General features: G+C 65.3%; 13 protein-coding genes. 11 read left to right on the top strand and 2 right to left on the bottom strand.

From position 1 onward, the window contains the following. Window positions 1-641 precede the first annotated feature (641 nt). The 10 genes from AB7O82_RS16950 to AB7O82_RS16905 all read left to right on the top strand — a co-directional run bounded on the left by AB7O82_RS16950 (window position 642) and on the right by AB7O82_RS16905 (window position 15109). The gene (locus AB7O82_RS16950) at window positions 642-1829 is read left to right on the top strand and encodes a polysaccharide biosynthesis/export family protein (protein ID WP_428544648.1); all 1188 of its coding nucleotides are present in this window, start codon (window positions 642-644) and stop codon (window positions 1827-1829) included. Between the two features lie 378 nt (window positions 1830-2207). Then, window positions 2208-3509, top strand: a complete 1302-nt coding sequence (locus tag AB7O82_RS16945) for a nucleotide sugar dehydrogenase (RefSeq protein ID WP_428544645.1) — start codon at window positions 2208-2210, stop codon at window positions 3507-3509. Between the two features lie 81 nt (window positions 3510-3590). Beyond that, window positions 3591-4598 (top strand): NAD-dependent epimerase/dehydratase family protein, encoded by a 1008-nt coding sequence (locus tag AB7O82_RS16940; protein WP_428544642.1) that lies wholly within the window; start codon window positions 3591-3593, stop codon window positions 4596-4598. A 15-nt stretch (window positions 4599-4613) separates the two neighbouring features. Next, window positions 4614-6815: a glycosyltransferase gene (locus AB7O82_RS16935; protein WP_428619833.1), complete on the top strand. Its 2202-nt coding sequence runs from the start codon at window positions 4614-4616 to the stop codon at window positions 6813-6815. A gap of 149 nt (window positions 6816-6964) precedes the next feature. Next, window positions 6965-7783 carry an ABC transporter permease gene (locus AB7O82_RS16930; RefSeq protein WP_428551337.1) on the top strand — a complete coding sequence of 273 codons (819 nt, stop codon included), beginning with the start codon at window positions 6965-6967 and terminating at the stop codon, window positions 7781-7783. Continuing rightward, a complete protein-coding gene (locus AB7O82_RS16925; RefSeq protein ID WP_428551334.1) occupies window positions 7780-8451 on the top strand; it encodes an ABC transporter ATP-binding protein in 672 nt (223 codons plus the stop codon). The genes AB7O82_RS16930 and AB7O82_RS16925 overlap by 4 nt, the downstream gene beginning before the upstream one ends. Window positions 8452-8514: 63 nt before the next feature. Further along, window positions 8515-10548, top strand: coding sequence for a hypothetical protein (locus AB7O82_RS16920; protein ID WP_428551331.1), 2034 nt, complete (start codon window positions 8515-8517; stop codon window positions 10546-10548). 42 nt (window positions 10549-10590) lie between these two features. Next, window positions 10591-11454: a class I SAM-dependent methyltransferase gene (locus tag AB7O82_RS16915; RefSeq protein ID WP_428551328.1), complete on the top strand. Its 864-nt coding sequence runs from the start codon at window positions 10591-10593 to the stop codon at window positions 11452-11454. A 44-nt stretch (window positions 11455-11498) separates the two neighbouring features. Further along, a complete protein-coding gene (locus tag AB7O82_RS16910) occupies window positions 11499-13529 on the top strand; it encodes a hypothetical protein (protein ID WP_428551325.1) in 2031 nt (676 codons plus the stop codon). Beyond that, window positions 13529-15109 (top strand): Gfo/Idh/MocA family oxidoreductase, encoded by a 1581-nt coding sequence (locus AB7O82_RS16905; protein WP_428551323.1) that lies wholly within the window; start codon window positions 13529-13531, stop codon window positions 15107-15109. The genes AB7O82_RS16910 and AB7O82_RS16905 overlap by 1 nt, the downstream gene beginning before the upstream one ends. A 119-nt stretch (window positions 15110-15228) precedes the next feature. Here AB7O82_RS16905 and AB7O82_RS16900 read toward each other — a convergent pair whose 3' ends face one another. Further along, window positions 15229-16551, bottom strand: coding sequence for a tetratricopeptide repeat protein (locus AB7O82_RS16900; RefSeq protein WP_428551320.1), 1323 nt, complete (start codon window positions 16549-16551; stop codon window positions 15229-15231). A gap of 94 nt (window positions 16552-16645) precedes the next feature. Here AB7O82_RS16900 and AB7O82_RS16895 point away from each other — a divergent pair, with 94 nt between their 5' ends. Continuing rightward, window positions 16646-16819, top strand: coding sequence for a hypothetical protein (locus AB7O82_RS16895; protein ID WP_428551317.1), 174 nt, complete (start codon window positions 16646-16648; stop codon window positions 16817-16819). 155 nt (window positions 16820-16974) lie between these two features. Here the strand turns inward: AB7O82_RS16895 and AB7O82_RS16890 are convergent. Next, a partial coding sequence (locus AB7O82_RS16890) for an ISL3 family transposase (protein ID WP_428619831.1) occupies window positions 16975-17390 on the bottom strand: 416 nt, incomplete at its 5' end.

The following is a 17390-nucleotide window of genomic DNA, read 5'->3' as shown; positions in this document are numbered from 1 at the left end:
CAAAGGTTGCATATTGATCAAAATGGTCCGGTGACGTATGCACGGCGAGGCATTGCCAGAAAAACCGCGACGCGTTACAGAACCATCCAGATCGACACGACCAATGCGACGGGGCGAACTCGTCGCGCAATTGCAACTGGGAGCGCCGGAACGAAACGACCTTCAGCAAGTCGTTGGCGATCTGGTCAATGAGGATTACACTACAAAGTTTCTGAGCAAGTCGCCGAGTGGCGCCGTGAAGTCGAAGACTATCCACCTGCTCTGGAGATATGGCGTATGAAGCAGCCGAATGGTCCGGACGGCACGTACGGTAAAGAGCGCAGGTTGGCGCGACACTACACATCCCTCGCCGAGTTGCTGCGAGCGTGGGAGATACATCGAGTGGCACGACAGTTGCATCACAGCGTCTCGATCGAAGACGCCCGCTCGGCCGCGCAGCGCCGGTTACCGGCTCACCGAGCGGCCATGCCGTGCACTCCTTGAGCGGCGGGGCGATGGAGGCGGCCCCCTGCGAGATTGCATCGACGCGACGGCTCGCGCGCGGGATTGATTCGGCAGGCGTCCGAGTGGCGAAAGCCCGGGTCGTCGTGCGTCAGGGCAACGATCCTCGACCCTGTTCCTTCTCGCAGGTGCGGTTCGCCATGAAGCTGATCAGTCTTGCTGCAGGGCAGCTCGTCGGCCGCATTACGGTCGCACTGGGGGTGGGCGCGATCGGAGCCGGCTGCGACCTGCTGCCGAGCGACGGGCCCAGCACGAATGCCATGCTGGCGTCCTCATCCTTCAGCAAAAAGGCCGATCCCACGGCGGTGATGCGCTTCGCCCTGGTCAGCATAGATGCGAGAATCACGCGTGACTGCGAGCAATTCTACCACCCGGTTGCGTCTACCGTGCCGGACGCGTTCCAGAAGGGTGGTGACTTCGGACAAGTGGGGGTTGGCGACGTCTTGCACGTGACGATCTGGGAACCCGGCGAGGGCCTGTTCGGACGGGACCAAAAGGGGGAGAGCATCACCGTTCGGGTCGATGTCGATGGCACGATATCGCTGCCGTATGCGGGAAGATTTGCCGTCGCCGGACGCCGGCTGTCGCAGATCGAGTCGACCATCGTCTCCCGCCTGGAGGGCCAGGCCATCCAGCCTCAGGCGACCGTCATGATTGCCGACAACGCCAGCAGTTCGGCATCCGTCCAGGGAGACGTTATCAAGCCGGGACCCTACCCGGTGACGCGCGGCAACCTGCGCGTGCTCGACATGATCGCGATGGCCGGCGGCGCCAAGTTCGCGCCGTACGAATCGGCGGTCCGGCTCACGCGAGGCCGCTCGACGATGTCGATCATGTTGGAGGAGGTGATAGATCAGCCGGAGATATTCAACGTCCCGGTGGCGGCGGGTGATTCCCTGCTTCTGACCCAGAAGCTGAAGAAGTTCATCGCGTTGGGGGCGGTTGCGCTGCCGGGAGAGCAGATCTTCCGCAAATCGCGGCTCACCTTGTCGGACGGACTTGGTCAAGCCATGGGGCTCGATGCCCAGCGTTCGGATGCAAAAGGCGTCTACCTGTTTCGACGCGAGCCCGTCGAGCTCGCCAGACGCTACGGGGTTCCACTGCTCGAGGAGGACCGCGATACGGTGCCGATCGTCTATCAGCTCGATCTGAAGGACGGCAAATCGTTCTTCGCGATGAGCCAGTTCCCGGTGAGGCCCAATGACATCGTCTTCGTGTCGACGGCACCGATGGCGGAGGCCGCGCGCTTCTTCCAGATCCTTTCGGGTGCGACGGCCACGGTCGCTATTCCGCGCACATTGGGCGGCAACTTCCCGAGTGGCCGGTGAGTGACGCGTTGTTTGCTGGATTGGAAAGACGAGAACTAATTGCGCATGCGATGCTGCTTCTCGAGCATCTCGACGACACGCGCGAGGCATCAATAACCATCCGTCGGGTATGCAAGAAGAGGCATCATCGGCTGCTTCAATTCACGAATGCACCATGCTAGACGACTCGCGAACCAGGGCGGTGCTTCCGGAGCGGAATATCATCGTCAGCCATGGTCGATACGCCAACGACAGCGATAGTCTCGCAACCTGAACGAGAAACCGTGGTCAAGACACGATGATCGAGGAAGGTGGCCAGTGGACGATGGGCGAAGCGGCTTCACATTCGACCGTGCCGATCAGGAATCGACTCGATCCGTCTCGTCGATAATCGAGCGCTTGCAGGCTCGCAAGGCAGTCATCGGTGTGGTCGGCCTCGGCTATGTCGGGCTGCCGCTCGCCTGCACCCTCGCGAAGAGAGGATTTTCCGTCCTCGGATTCGATATCGATGCAGCGAAGATAGATCAGATCAATGCCGGCAGCTCATATATCAGTTATATCGGCAACGAGGAGATTGCGGACCTGAGACACGCCGGCCGGCTTTGCGCCACCGGCGACTTTTCCCGCATTGCGGAGGCAGACGCGATCATCCTGTGCGTCCCGACGCCGTTGACTCCCCAGCGCGAGCCGGACCTGACCTTCGTGGTACGCACGACGGAGACGATTGCGCGCCACTTGCGGCGAGGCCAGCTCGTCGTGCTCGAATCGACTACCTATCCGGGCACTTCCCGAGACATCCTGCGGCCAATCCTCGAACGCGGCGGGCTGCGCTCGAACCATGACTTCTTTCTTGCCTATTCGCCCGAGCGCGAGGACCCCGGCAACGCCAGGTTCTCGACGGCCGCCATCCCGAAGGTGGTCGGTGGCGACGGGCCCGAGGCGTTGCGGCTCGCCTGCGCGCTGTACGATCAGGCGGTGACTAATACCGTCCCCGTTTCCTCACTGGAAGCGGCCGAGGCGGTCAAGCTCACCGAGAACATTTTCCGTGCCGTCAACATCGCCCTCGTCAACGAGCTCAAGACGGTGTTCGAGGCCATGGGCATCGACATCTGGGAGGTCATCGAGGCCGCCAAGACCAAGCCCTTCGGCTACATGCCATTCTATCCGGGTCCCGGCCTGGGCGGACATTGCATCCCGATCGATCCCTTCTACCTCACCTGGAAGGCGCGCGAGTTCGGCATCGCCACCCGCTTCATCGAGCTGGCAGGCGAGATCAACACCGCCATGCCGCACCGGGTGGTCGATCGCACGATCGAGGCCCTGAACCAGCGTGCCGGTCGCGCCTCGAAGGGGGCGCATATCCTGGTGCTCGGGATCGCCTACAAGAAGAACGTCGAGGATACACGCGAGAGCCCGGCCTTCCGGATCATGGAGCTGCTGGAGAGGCGCGGCGCGGAAGTCTCGTTCCACGACCCGCTGGTGGCAACGATCCCGCCAAGCCGCGAGTATGCGGCCTTTGCCGGCAAGCAATCGACCCCGCTCACCGAGGACGCCATCGGCGGCTTCGATGCAGCGATCATCTGCACCGATCACGACGCCGTCGACTACCGGCGACTGGTCGAGTGCTCGCGTCTGGTCATCGACACGCGAAATGTCTGTGCCCGCCACGGCCTCGCGAAGGAGCACGTGATCAAGGCGTGACGGATCAGGAGGCGGCGGCCGTGTACGTAATCGGCTTCAATACTCGGAAGCGAGATTTGGTCGAGGAACAGGTTCTGGGGAATGCGCTGCTTGATCACAGGAACCGCCGGTTTTGTCGGCTTTCATCTGGCCACGCGACTGCTTCAGCAGGGCCATGAGGTGATCGGCGTCGATGGCATGACCCCCTACTACGACGTCAAGCTCAAGGAGGACCGGCACGCCCTGCTCAAGCAATCCCGCGGCTTTCGCGGCCATTGCTGCATGCTCGAGGATGCCGACAAGCTCCGCGCCGTCACCGAGCAGTCCCGGCCCGAGCTGGTATTTCATCTCGCTGCCCAGGCCGGCGTGCACTACAGCCTCGAGAATCCGCGAGCCTACGTCGATTCCAATCTCGTCGGCAGCTTCAACGTTCTCGAGATGTGTCGCGAGCTGCGACCCCGTCATCTGCTGATCGCGTCCACCAGCTCGGTCTATGGCGCGAGCACCGATTTTCCGCTCGCGGAGAGCCACAAGACCGACCATCCCCTGACCTTTTACGCTGCGACGAAGAAATCGGTCGAGGCGATCGCCCATTGCTACGCGCACCTCTGGGACATGCCGATCACGACCTTCCGGTTCTTCAGCGCCTACGGGCCGTGGGGCCGTCCGGACATGGCCCTGTTCAAGTTCGTTCAGAACATCCTGGCTGGACGGCCGATCGACATCTACAACCATGGCCAGATGGAGCGCGACTTCACCTATATCGACGATCTGGTGGAGTCCATTGTCCGGCTGTGCGAGCGGATACCGACCCGTGCGGGCGACGGCGCCGTCGTCGACTCCGATTCGTCGAGCCCGGTGGCGCCCTACCGGATCGTGAATATCGGCGGCGGCCATCCCGTGAGCCTTCTGCGGTTCATCGAGGAGATCGAGCAGACGCTCGGCAGGAAGGCCGAGCGCAATTACATGGGCATGCAGGCCGGAGACGTCGTCCGCACCGAGGCGTCGACCGATTTCCTCAAGGCGCTGATCGGATACCAGCCCGAGACGCCGGTGGCGATCGGTGTCCGGGAGTTCGTGCGCTGGTATCGCGAGTACTACCGAATCTGAAGGGAGGAGACGCGGATGAGCATTCTCCAACTCCCTCATGTTGGTGCGCTCCTGGCGGGCCGACCCTGGTCCAAGGTGAAGATGGGGGACCTGTTCCAGCTCACCGCGACGGCCGATCCGCTGCGTGAGGTCGTGACGGGTGGAATCGCCGCCGGGAATTTCGGACGGCGGCCTGTCAAGGAGGTCCGAGAGGGCGCACGAGCCCTGCGTGACCGGTCCCGGGCGATGATCGGCCGCCGCGCGGCGGTCGCCGAGCTGGAGACGATCGTTCACGAGCTGGAGGCGATCGTTCGCGACTATCCTGCTGTGGAGGAGTTTCAGAAGCTCGTCGCGAGACTGCTGCAGGAAATGAACGACGGGCGGGCCTTCGGCGCATGGCTGGGAACCTGCATTCGGTTTCCGGAGTCGATGGACGCCTTTCACAACCTGATGGCGGTCGCCCGGCGCCATGGCGGAACGAGCCTCGCCCGGACGACCCTCGGGGCGCGGTTTCCCCGCATGCCGAGGCAGCTCGACCAGCTGCTCGCCTACGCCGAGGCCTGCGACACCGCCGGCGAGACGGCGAAGCGGCGGGCCGCCTTCGATCGGCTGGCGCGCACCTTCGAGAAGCGCAACGACTCGTGGCTTGTGGCGACGGTCTGGCTCGAGGAGGAGGTGGGGATTCACCGTTCCGCCGGGACGTTTCTCCGGCGGCTGGCGGCAGGGGCGGGGCTGGGACCGCCGATCCTTCGCGAGCGCCGACGGTTGGAAGCCGTGATCGGCGACTGGGAACACAGCGACCGTCGTCCGCTCGACGGCAACACCATCGCGTCGGTCAAGGTTCTCGGGGCGCTGTTCGAGCGGGTGCTCGAAGCCCGCCGTGCGCGTGCGCCGGCGGAGCCGCGCGACACCGGCTCGTTGCTGCTGCTGACCGGCTCGCTCGGATCGGGCGGTGCGGAGCGGCAGTTCGTGACGACGGCGATCGGTCTCCGGGAGATGACCCTGGGACAGCGACGCCTGCGCGACGGCATCGGCCTCGATCCGGTCAACGTCATGGCGCGATCGCTCCGTGATCGCAAGGACGGCGCCTTCTTCCTGGCCGACCTTCAGCAGGCCGGCGTTCCGGTGCGATCCTACCGGGAGCTGCCCGACTTCGCCGGCGACCTCGCGACGTCCGCGGTCCGGCCCGCGCTCAGCGCCCTGGGTTTTCTGCCCTGGTCGACGGCCGAGGCGGTGATCAAGCTGACGGACCAGCTGCGGTCCATGAAGCCGGAGGTCGTGCATATCTGGCAGGATGGGCTGGTCTATGCCGCCGGCCTTGCTGCGCTCCTGGCCGGTGTTCCCCGCATCGTGCTCAGCGGGCGATCCACCCCGCCACCCGACCGGCGCGAGAACTATCTGATCGAGTACGACGTCATCTACCGGTCGCTGCTCAGCGCCCCCGGCGTGAAGCTTTCGGTCAACTCGCGCTATGCGGCCAATCGCTACGCCCAGTGGCTCGACATCGACCCCGGGAGCATCGTGGTGATCCCGAACGGCGTGGCGCGCGCGCCGTCTGTCGCGGACCCCGCGGCGGAAGCGGAGTTCCGTGCCTTCGACGAACGGACCGGGCCCAGCGCCCTGACCCTCGGCGCGGTCATGCGACTCGACGAGGTCAAGCGGCCGCTCCTGTGGATCGACGCCGCCGCGAGCGTCCTCGACAGGATTCCGACGGCGCGCTGCATCGTCGTCGGTGACGGCCCCTTCCGGGCGAAGGCCGAACGGCGCGCCGAGGCGCTCGGGATAGCCGGACGTTGCCTGTTCGCCGGAAGGTCGAGCTGCGTCGGCTACTGGCTGTCGAAGATGGACGTGCTGATGCTGCTCTCCCAGCACGAGGGTCTGCCCAATGCGTTGATCGAGGCGCAGCTTGCCGGAGTGCCCGTCATCACCAGCCCAGCCGGCGGCGCGCCGGAGGCGCTGAAGCCGGGCATCACCGGGCTGGTCACGGCGCCGGATCCGGTGCCTCGCGACATCGCCGACCTGATCGCGAGCCTGCTCGCGCAGCCTGGCTGCCTGAAGCAGATGGGCCTGTCCGCGGAAAGATGGGCAAACGATGCGTTTCCGATCCCGCGCATGCTGTCCAACACGCTGCAGGTCTACGCCGCGGCAGGCTGGGAGGATCTTCCCTCCATGGTCCACCCGCGGCTGTCGACGATGATCGAGCGCGCCGGCCTCCAGTACGCCGGACGCCGGGGCTGAGGCAGGGCATTCGCTCATGGCAAGAATGCCGTCATCCCGACCGAAGCCGCGCTCAGGGCAGGCCCTTCGGGCAGCTCCGCTCCGGACGATGGCACTTTGCATTGTGCGGGTGCCCTGGGGCATGAGGCGATGATGGCCGGGTGCGAACGATGACGGTCGTCGACATGCGGCCGTCATGGCAATCCTGGGACGCCGGGCTGCAGACGCACCTCCGGGTCGTGTCGGCCCTGGTGCGCCGCGAGATGAGAGCGCGTGGCGGCGAGTCGCGGCTGGGCTATCTGTGGGCGCTGATCGAGCCCGGGCTTCATCTCATCGCCTACATGCTGGTCTTTAGCTACCTCCTCAAGAGGCACGCGCCGATCGGCCACAACACCGCCTTGTTTCTGTTGACGGGTATCGTGCCCTACTTCCTGTTTAGCAAGATGGCGATCTACGTGAGCGGCGCGGTCGGCGGGAACAGATCCCTGCTCACCTTGCCACCCGTCAAGCTGCCCGACGTGATCGCCGCGCGCGTCGTGCTCGAAGCCACGACCTACCTGTTCGTCGGCTCCCTCATGTTTCTCGCCCTCTATCTGGGAGGGGTCAGCGAGGCCATACCGCGCGATCCGCTGGCCGTCGCCGAGGCTTGCGCGGTCGCCGTCTGCTTCGGCCTTGCCGTCGGTGTCATCAACATCGTCCTCGTGAGCTTCTTTCATAACTGGATGACCATCTACAGTTTGTTCAACTTTCCCCTGTGGTTCTTCTCCGGGATCTGGTTCTTGCCCGAGCAGGTGCCACAGCCGTATCGCGACTACCTTCTCTACAATCCAATCATGCATATCCTGTTGTGGTTCAGGACCGGCTTCTATCGCGACTTCAAGGCGGTCTATCTCGACCCAGCCTACGTCATCGGCGTGACCGCCGTGGCGCTGACGATCGGGCTGGCACTCATGCGGGTGGCTCGACGCAAAGTGCTGGAGCCGACATGATCGTGCTCGAGGACGTGTTCATGAGCTACCGGACCCGACACGGGCGGAAAGTGGTGCTCGACACGATCAACATCGTGCTCGACACCAGAAAGAGCATCGGCATTCTAGGCCTGAATGGCGCCGGCAAGTCCACTCTCCTGCGTCTGATCGGCGGCAGCGAATTGCCGGAACGCGGCCGGATCCATCGCACCGTGACCGTGTCGTTTCCGCTGGGCTACACGGGCTGCTTCGCCGGCAACATGAGCGGCCGGGAGAATGCCGCCTTTCTCGCCCGTGTCTATGGCTACGACGTCGACGAGGTCGTCACCTTCGTGGAAAGCTTCGCCGAGCTGGGCGACTATTTCGACGAGCCCGTCAGGACCTATTCCAGCGGCATGCATGCCAGGCTGGGATTCGGTGCCAGCATGGCGCTCAGGTTCGACGTCTATCTCATCGACGAGGGATTTGGCGCCGGCGACGCCCGGTTCGCCGCGCGCTGCCAGCAGACCTTCAGCAATCGTCTCAGACACAGCCGGATCATCCTGGTGTCGCATGATCCGGGGACCATGCTGACCTATTGCGAAGCCGGCGCCACGTTGCACGACGGCAAGCTGACCTATTACGACGACATCAGGGAAGCAGTGACGTCTTACAACGAGATCGTGAACGAGCCCCTCAACACCCATTGAAGGCTTTCGCAGATGCCGGAGCCAAGACGCAACGATCGTGCACAAGCATCGGATTCCGGATTGATGCCGGACCCTGACCGCACGCAGGCCGCCGACCAGGCGAGGTCCGTGCTCGAGGAGTCGCGGGCGCCAGAGGTGATCCGTGATGCGACGGTCAAGGTGCTGGGCGAGCGGATTCGCCTGCTCGGCGTCGCGCGCTCGGGCGCCTACGAGCACTACCAGCTGCAACTGTCGAACGGCTTTCCCATCCCGCCGGGCGAGGCCGCCATCCTCGACTTGGTGAGACTGCGCTTCCCGCAGATGCGGTCCTATCACGAGATCGGCTCGGGGCTCGGGACATTGCCGTTGATGCTGGCGCACGACGGGTTCGCCTCGGTCGGCATCGAGCGCGATGAGCGACGGCATCTCACGGCAACGGCGATCCTGCGCGAGCTATCCGAGCACCTGCCGAGCATCGAGAGCAACTGCCGGCTGATCGGCGCGGCTTTCCCCGACGCCATCGCCGATCTCGACGTCTCGGACTCGATGGCCATCCTGACCGATTTCGTTTCGTCGCAGTCGCCGCAGGACTATGTCCGGCTGTGCCATTGCCTGGCCCGGTATCGCTACGTCCTGGTCGACTTGCAGCGATTCTGCATCAAGCGCGACTCGGAGGCCGAGCAGGAGCGGCTGATCGAGGAGCTGACCTCCTATGGACTTTCGCCGCGCGACGAGACCATCGATCTCGGTGGCGCGGGCTACTACCAGTTGTTCGAGTGCGGGCCGCCGCCAGGCCGATCGCGGCACGCGGCAGACGCGGCGAAACCGGTTGCCGACAGCGGGGCGGCTGCGCCTGGCGAGTCCGTGGCCAACCGCGCCGAGCGGCCGATGCAGTTGCCGGCGGCCCGGCGCGGCGAGATCCAGGCGCGATCGACGTCCGAACCGACGGTGCGAGAGACGACCGCGCCGCCGGCTCCGCACGCAGGCATGGCCCTTCCGCCGATGCCTCGACGGGTCCGGCGCAAGCGCTTCGGCGGCCTGGTCGGTCTTTCGGCCCTGCTCGTGATCGGCATCCCGTCGCTTCTGGCCGTTGCCTACTATGGTTTCCTGGCATCCAGTCAGTACGTCACGACCTTTCAGTTTGCCGTGCGCAGCCCCTCGCAAGCCAGCGCCGCCGCTCGGCCGGGTGTATCGACGATGATGGGAGGCGCAGGAATGATGTCGCCCGACTCCTTCGTCGTCACCGACTACATCAACAGTCCCCAGGCCATCGCCGACGTCGAGCGCGAGGTCGATCTGCGCGCGATGTTCGCCAAGCCCAACGTCGATTTCTGGTCGAGGCTCAAGCCCGGCTTCATGGCGGAGGACCTGAATGCCTATTGGACCCGCATGGTGTGGGCCAATTTCGATCTGATCTCGGGCAACGTGTCGGTATCGGTGCGGGCCTTCACGCCCCGGGAGTCATTCAGGCTGGCGCAGGCTCTGATCGACTCGTCGAGCGAGATGTTTCGCAAGCTCAACGCCGAGGCCCGGCAGGACTTCGTTCGCGCCGCCGACGAGAACGTGAAGCGGGCCCAGGAGCAGCTGGCCAAGGCTCGCGAGGCCTTGTTCGTGTTTCGCGAGGAAAGTGGCGGCCTGGTCGACCCCGACAGGACCGCCCAGGCCGGGGCGGCCATCACCGACGAGCTGCGCAAGCAGCTCGTCCTGCTGCGCACGCAACATGATTCGATCCAGGCATCGGCGCCGAACTCTCCACGGCTGCCCCCACTCGCGTCGCAGATTGCCGTGCTCGAAGGTCAGATCGGAAAGGACGACCCTCTCGGCGCGGCCAAGGCGAGATCGTCGACTCCCGAGACATTGGCCGAATATCAGTCCCTCGATCTCGAACGCCAGTACGCCGACAAGCAGTATACCGAGGCACTTGCACTCAGAAATCAGGCCTATCTGACGGCCCAGAACCAGCTGTCCTACCTGGCGCTGTTCGCGGCGCCGACGTTGGCGCAGACGTCGCTCTATCCCAATCGGCCGCGGGCCATCGCATCGGTGGTGCTGGCGGCGTCGGCGGCATGGTTCGTCGGCATGCTGATCGTCTTCGCGCTGCGCGATCACCTGATGTAGGAGCGGAGCTTGTTCTGGTCACGCAAGAGACCGCCGGCTCCGGTGACGGTCGCGCCAAAGCTTTTCGATCCGCTGGACGTCTTTCGCGAAAGGTTTCCGGTGGCCGGCACCATCGCGCTCGACCGCTGCCCGGTCTGCGACAGCGAGGAGATCGGGCGCCTCTGGCAGCTGCCCCAGTCACACCTCGGAGCGCCGACCTGGCTCAACTCGCCGGGTTCGCCGTTCCACGACTTCTACCTCGACTACTTGCCCCTGCTGAAGGTGCCGCAGCAGATCTTCGTGTTCGACATCTGCCGCTTCTGCCATTCGATCTTCCGCAATCCCAAGGACGACGACCAGTCGTCCTACCGCAGCGACGAGTCGAAGGTCGCCGCCTTCAAGGCCAAAGGGACCGCGCCGTTCGCAAGCATCGTCAAGGCGTGCGAGCGACATTTCCCTCCCGACACGATGACGGTGATCGATGCGGCCTGCGGCGCGGGCCAGGCCCTCGCCCTCCTGCGCGAACGTCATCCGGAGCTGAAGCTCGTGGGACTCGAGCTGTCCCGCCCGTCGGTCGAGTTCATGCGCGCGATGGACATCGAGGCCCACGTGGTCGACCTCGACCTCGAGGAGATCGATTCGTCGATGGCGCCGGGCAGCATCGACTTCATCCTCTTCTACGAGGCCTTCGAGCACGTCCGGCAGCCGCTTACGGTCCTGAGGAAGCTGACGCATCTGCTGCGCAAGGGCGGACGCCTGCATTTCACGGCACAGTACTACGGTCCCGAAAGCTCGCTGCAGGTCCGTGTCGGCGAGCCGATCTACATCGATCGCCATGGTCTGGACTGGGTCGTCTCGCAGCTTGACGTGCGTTTGCATGCCCTTACCATCGACACCAAGTTCCGCGTTACGCTGCAGAAGCGCTGACGGGCGCGGACCTTGCGGCCGTGCTACCTGGAGATGACAGCTCCGTGAGTCGCCACGCCCCCCTCGTCAAGGATCTCGCCGCCCGTCTGCGCAGCATGGATGTCGCGAGCCTGGTCTATTTCCACACCGACCACTTCGAGCCTTGGCGATCGGTCGGCGATGCCCCGGCGGTCGGCCAGGAGATCGTCGATGCGATCGGCGATTTCTGTCGCGTCACCGAGAAGATCGACTTCGCCCGCCGTCTCACGCTGTTCTACAAGCCGCACCTCAATTACGCGCTGCGCACGGGCGACGACCTCGTGCGCGCCGATCCGCGCGATCTGGTCGGCTTCCTGGAGCGGACCGAGCACGAGGAGCGCTTCGGCAAGGAAGCCATGCGCGAGGTCGCGACCGCGTCGGCGCACGACATCCAGCTGCATATCCATCACGAGTACTATACCGCCACCACGGCACATGCAGATCCGGATGCAGTCGCCTGGTTCGCCGGCCCGCTGGGTCGCGCGCTCGACCGGCAGCGCCTGGAGCTGGCAATCGGCCTCAATCGCGCGATCATGGCGCGCGAGACGGGGCGCAGCACGGAGCGCTGGTTCTTCATTCATGGCCATTGGGCACTCAACGCCTCGGACGATACGTCGTGCACCATCACCGACGAAATCGACCTCCTACTGCGCAACGGTTGCCGCGGCGACTTCACCTTCCCGGCCGGCCGGCAGCATACGAATCCGCGGATCGCGGTTCCGTATCTCTGCCGCCCGTTCGACGCGCCGAAAGGCTACGACCGTCCTGAAGCCGAGCCGGAGATCGCCTTCGGCAATGCCGCCGCGGCAGCCAGCAAATTCTTCGTCTGGTCGTCACCCGCGAGCAACCTGCAATGCTCTCTCGATTACCTGTCAGCGAGCAGCCGGCGCCAGATCGACGACACCGGCAAGGCGGCACGGGAACTGATCGACAATGCCTACATCGCCGGTCGGCGGCTTTTCATCAAGACCCACGCGCATTCGATGCACTCTTACTATTTCGAGCACGCGCGCACCGCCGTCCTGCCGCATCAGCATCCATCGGCGCAGGCCCTGCTCTCGGTGATCTTCGAGGCGGCAGCCGAGGCCGGCCTCGAGATCCAGTTCCTCACCGCGCCCGAGGTCTATGACCTGCTGGTGACCGCCGAGGCCAAACCCGAGATCGATCTCGTGGCGACCTATCTGAAACCGCCACGCTTGAAGCGTGCGGGACTGCTCCGAACGCGAGCGCCCGTGGCGCCGTCGCCCGCGCCGTCTGCCGTCGCGCCGGCCAGTCTCGAGGCGGCCACTCTCGAGGCGGCCACTCCCGAGCCGGTCGATCTCGCGCCGGATCGGGCGCTGGCGCTGGTCCGCGACACCACGGCCGCGGTCCTCCAGCAGCGCATCGATGCGCTCGGCGTTCGTGGCTCAGGCGCCTACGAGCACTACAGCGCGATGTTGCAGAGGGGCTTCTCGCTTCCTCCGCACGAGCTGACGGCGCTCGAGATCGTGCGCCAGCAGGCGCCGCGCCTCGCCGCCTATCACGAGATCGGCTCGGGCATCGGCACCCTGCCGTTCCTGCTGGCTCTCAACGGATTTCCTGCCGTCGGCATCGAGTGCGACCGCCGTCGTCACGAGACGGCGCTGGCCGTCTGGCAGGCTCTTTCCGCCAAGGCGGAGGTGGGCAAGCCTGCCTGCCGGCTGGTCTTCGGGCGCTTCCCGGCCACGGCGGCACGACACGATGCGGCCGACGCGCTGGCGATTCTGACCGACTTCGTGACCACCCAGTCAGCCGAGCAGCGGCAGGCGATCATCGACGGCTTGCGGCGCTATCCGTACGTGCTGCTCGACCTCCGCCGCTTTTGCCTCGTGCGCGAGGCATCGGTGGCCCAGCTCGAGCTTCTGGGGGAGCTGGAAGCGCAGGGCTTGACCCGGGCAGGCGATATCATATCGGCTACGGACAGTGCCTTCGTCCTGTTGCGCAACGATGCCCGAAAGGCGCGCCCGCGGTTCGCCTCGTGGTTGAAGCTGCCGTGGCGAGGTCGGATGGCCGGCCATGACGCGCCGGATAGGCCCTGATGAGCACGAACCGGGAGGCCGGGGCCGGCAAGACTTGGTCCCTGGCACCGCCGTTTCGACGCGCCGGTGCCATGGGCTGGATCGCCGACCTGCCGACCGAGCTCCATGGGCTGACCGACACGAACCAGGAGCCGTATCGCTCGCAGCTCCGGCTGTTCGAGAATGGTCGCCCGCTGGGGCCGCCTCATTGTCTGCACGAGACGATCGAGAGGTTGGGCCGCGGGCGTTATTCGTTCTGGCAGGGCGTCGTCTACTTCTCCAGCGCTGACAACAGTGACCCGAATGTCAACGGCCACGCTTACGCCGTCGCCTTGGCATCGGCACGAGACGTCGAAAGGTTGTTCGAGGACGTGTCGGCGAGTGAACGGGCGCCGTGGCGGAAGCCCGAACGCCCGCTGCGCTGCGCCGTCATTGGACTTGGCAATCGCGGGCTCGCCCTCGCCGCGCTGGCCCAGAGCTTCGCCGGAGTCCAGATCGCCTGGGTCGTCGACCGGTCGGAAGAGCGCATTGCCGAGTCGGTCAAGCTCTTCGGCAATCACGTGCGCGGCACGACGGATGTGTCGGAACCGCTTGCCGACAGCGGCATCGACATCGTCTTCGTGACGGTCCCCGACCACCTCCACCGCAGCATCGCCGAACCGGCGTTTCGCGCTGGAAAGCACGTGTTCCTAGAAAAGCCCCTGGCAACGAACGCTGCCGATGCACGGGCGATCCTGGCGGCCTGGCAGGAGAGCGGACGCATTCTTCAGCTCGGCTACGTGCTGCGCCAGGCCCCGTTCTACGAGGCGATACGCGCTGCGGTCCGTGCCGGCGTTCTCGGGCCGGTGCGGATTGCCAGCCTCAGCGAGCAGCTCGATGTGCGCCATGGCGCCAGCTTCATGCGCCGCTGGCATGCCCAGAGCAGCCAGTCCGGCGGGTTGATGGTCCACAAGGCCTCGCACGATCTCGACATCATCTGCTGGCTGCTGGAGACGCGGCCGAGCACGGTCAGCAGCTTCGGGGGCCTCGACGTCTTTGTCGGTCCGCCGCCTGCCCCGTTCTGCTCGCAATGCGACAGGCGCCCGATCTGCCCTTACGTCGACACCGGCCTTCATGAGCGCCGCACGCCGGCCGAAGCGGCGGATCCCAGCGCCTACGGCCTCGATCTTTGCGTGTTTCGAACCGACAAGGACATCGTCGACAATCAGGTCGTCTCGTTCGTTCTCGACAACGGCGTGCGCGGCACCTTCTATCTGGCCATGCAGGGACCGCGACGCGGCGAGCGGCGCATCGCCTTGATCGGCGACGACGCCCGTCTCGATGGTGTCTTCGAAGTTGGACGTTTCACCATCGCCTTCACGGATCCGGAGCGCGAGCCGCTGGTCTGGGCGATCAAGGGGCGCGGTCGAGGTGGGCATGGCGGCGGCGATCGCATCACCATGATCGAGTTCCTCAACGCCTGTGCCGGCCGTGCGCCGGCTCCCGTCGTCGATGCGCAGGAGGCAATTCGCGGGCTGATCTTCGCCCTGGCAGCGGAACGGGCGCGCCGCGAGGAGATCGTGGTGCGGCTGGAACCGGGTGATTTCGCCGTGTCCGGATAGATCTCACCCAGAGCGCTTGTGACTCTGTTGTGGGAGGGATCGAGAGGTCCACTCCGCTCGCCTGGGGCTGGCTCAGCTCCGCACGCCCTTCCCTGACGATGCCGAAGGCGGCAGCGCTTTCAGGAAGTCGGCACCTCGACGGCCTCCTGAAGTCCGGGATCCAGCCGCAACGCCGTCTCGGTGGCGACGAGACCCTTCTCCCTGATCCTGAGCGAGCGGCAGCAGCGCGCCACCTGCAGATGATTGTGGCTGTCGCCCGGGGCCTGCCGGCTGAGGCTTTCCCAAAGCGGCAGGGCTTCGGCATAGGCACGAGCCCGCATCAACGTGCGGGCAAGTACCGTCGACACATAGGAATCGCCAGGAGCCTTATCGAGATAGTGCCGGCACAGGGTCGCAACCGAGTCGGAGCCTTTGTTCCAGGCATCGCGGATCGCCTGCTTGTTCTGGCGCAACAGGCTCTGCTTGAGCTGCGCCATGGCGACGTCGTCCGGACGGGCCGCGAGGGCGGCATCGGCCGCCTCCCAGGCCAGCTCGAGGTCGCCGTCGATGGCGGCCTGTTGTGCGTCGCGCACCAGCAGCGGATGGAGGGCCGCGATCGATATCTCGGCTTCCTTCCTCACCTCCACATCGGACAGCCCGCACGCCTTGCGAAAGGCCAGCAGGGCCGGACGTCTTTCGCCCGCCTGGTTCAATGCCAGCCCGTACATCAGCCAGCCGCGCGCATCCTCGGGATCGAGAGCCGTGCATTGGCGAAAGGCGTCGGAGGCTTCGGTACTGTTTCCGCGCGCGAACTGGGCGCGCCCGACGACCTGCCAGGCTTCGAGGCAGTCAGGGTCGATGCGCGTTGCCATGACGCCATGCTCGACCGCGTCGGGAAAGTCGCGCCTGTCGAACGCATCGCGCATCGCCTGCAGGCTGGGGGCGCTCAATCGCGCCAGGGCGCGTTGCGCGTCGGCATCGTGCGGGCGCAGCGTCCGCGCTGCGCGATAACAGGCTGCGGCGTCGAGGTCCCACGACGCGAGCTCTTGTTCCAGCCCGGTGGCCTGCCACCCCGCATAAGCCTTGGTCGCGATGTCGCCCAATGCCGGATCGTTGGCGAACTCGTTTTGAAGAAGGCAAAGCAGTCGAGCCGCCTGTTCGCACTCGAGCTCCTCGACGAGCCGCGACAGGGCCGTCATGGCACGCCCGCGATCGACCGTGAACAGGCGCGCCAGCAGGGGATCGCAGGCCTCGGGCCAGCCGACTTCCAACCCCGCGTTCACCGCGATCTGCAGGGGCTCGACCGTGCCGGGTCGCAATTCCGCCGCCTGCCGGGCGCGGCCAAGAGCCTGCGCGTGTTGTCCCTGTCGATGCTGACTGCGCGCCACCTGCAAGGCAGCCCGGATCGCTTGGCGCTGCAGCGGCGAGGCGTTCCCAGCACTGCAGGGCGAGGCCGTCGTCACGCGTGAGATTTCCGATCCGGCCGCCCGTACGCAGCGCTTCGATGTTGTCTCCGGCCAATCCCAGGACCCTGTCGACCAGGCGCAACGCCTGCCCATGCGCGCCGTTGCGAAACCGCACGCGGAGCTCGAAGATCAGGCATTCGAGCATCAGGATGTCGTGCCCCTGCAGCTTGGCGACGACCTCCAGCAGCGCCTCGTCCTTGCGCTGCCGATCGAGTCCGTTGAGCAACGGCAGCAGGGCGCGCGCCTCTGCAGCGAATTGGCCTGAACATTGGTCGATCAGGGCAGCCGCCTCGGCGGACTGCCCCTGCTCCAGCAGCCGGTGCAGCATCTGCATCGCTTGCGCGGTGGCCGTGTCTGTCACCGTTACCTCCCTGCCCCAATATTGGCTCTTCGCGGATTCGAGTGGGTGAATGCAGGGCATCATAGAGGGTCGAGCATGCAGGTGAGGACCTTGAGACGGAGGTATTCTTCGTCGCGCAGGCCGTAGGCGCGGCGCTGGAAGACGCGGATCTTGTTGTTGAGCCCCTCGACGAAGCCGAGCGAGACCTTGTTCTCGAGCTTGCAGTAGGCAGCGATGCCGTCCCAGTGTCGCTCGATCATGTCTGCGAAGCGTTCGTAGGGTTTGAGGCGTTGCCATTTGAGGCTGTCGCGCCAGTTGTCGAAAAAGCGGCGTGCCCAGCCCTCACGCTCGTAACTCCACAGCTGGCCGAAGCTCTCTTTCAGGAGGTAGGCAGTGTTGAGCCGCCTGTTGGCAGCCAGCAGCAGCTTGAGAGAGCGCCGACCCTCCAGGCTCAGGTTCTCGCGACGCGACAGCAGGGTGTACTTCTGACCCTTGA

It is taken from the genome of Reyranella sp. (assembly GCF_050185545.1).
GTDB lineage: Bacteria > Pseudomonadota > Alphaproteobacteria > Reyranellales > Reyranellaceae > Reyranella.
Note: the sequence above shows the minus strand (reverse complement) of the source record. Positions and strands in the feature narration are given on the sequence as shown.

Excerpts from the sequence above, each read along its gene's own strand:
- AB7O82_RS16895 (WP_428551317.1), top strand. The coding sequence starts at position 16,646 with ATGCGCGCCGTTGCGAAACCGCACGCGGAGCTCGAAGATCAGGCATTC.
- AB7O82_RS16950 (WP_428544648.1), top strand. The coding sequence starts at position 642 with ATGAAGCTGATCAGTCTTGCTGCAGGGCAGCTCGTCGGCCGCATTACG.
- AB7O82_RS16940 (WP_428544642.1), top strand. The coding sequence starts at position 3,591 with ATGCGCTGCTTGATCACAGGAACCGCCGGTTTTGTCGGCTTTCATCTG.
- AB7O82_RS16920 (WP_428551331.1), top strand. The coding sequence starts at position 8,515 with ATGCCGGACCCTGACCGCACGCAGGCCGCCGACCAGGCGAGGTCCGTG.
- AB7O82_RS16935 (WP_428619833.1), top strand. The coding sequence starts at position 4,614 with ATGAGCATTCTCCAACTCCCTCATGTTGGTGCGCTCCTGGCGGGCCGA.
- AB7O82_RS16905 (WP_428551323.1), top strand. The coding sequence starts at position 13,529 with ATGAGCACGAACCGGGAGGCCGGGGCCGGCAAGACTTGGTCCCTGGCA.
- AB7O82_RS16930 (WP_428551337.1), top strand. The coding sequence starts at position 6,965 with ATGACGGTCGTCGACATGCGGCCGTCATGGCAATCCTGGGACGCCGGG.
- AB7O82_RS16925 (WP_428551334.1), top strand. The coding sequence starts at position 7,780 with ATGATCGTGCTCGAGGACGTGTTCATGAGCTACCGGACCCGACACGGG.